The sequence below is a fragment of the Dietzia sp. UBA5065 genome, from assembly GCA_002415925.1.
Lineage (GTDB): Bacteria > Actinomycetota > Actinomycetes > Mycobacteriales > Mycobacteriaceae > Dietzia.
The window spans coordinates 736-1012 of record DIAZ01000007.1 but is presented as its reverse complement, the minus strand read 5'-3'; the positions used below and the strand labels follow the sequence as shown (position 1 = coordinate 1012).

Annotated in this window: 1 protein-coding gene; it reads left to right on the top strand. The window is 70.4% G+C overall.

Features of this window, described 5'->3' with window-relative positions:
* Positions 1-277, top strand: a 277-nt coding sequence (locus B4M60_RS00640) for an aldehyde dehydrogenase family protein (protein ID WP_291079431.1), incomplete at both ends; no start/stop codon positions are given.

The following is a 277-nucleotide window of genomic DNA, read 5'->3' as shown; positions in this document are numbered from 1 at the left end:
GGCCGCCAGGCGGGCGAGCGGCTCATCGGGTTCTCCGCGGAGCTCGGTGGCAAGAACGCGATGATCGTCACCGCGGGCGCGGACCTGGACCGGGTGGCGGAGGTGGCCACGCGCGCGTTCTTCTCCAACTCCGGCCAGCTGTGCATCTCCGTGGAGCGGGTGTACGTGGAGAGGTCCGTGGCGCCGCAGCTCATCGAGAAGCTCACCGCCCGCGTGCAGTCGATGAGCGTGGGCCCGGGCTACGACTTCGACGCCGAGATGGGCAGCCTCATCTCCC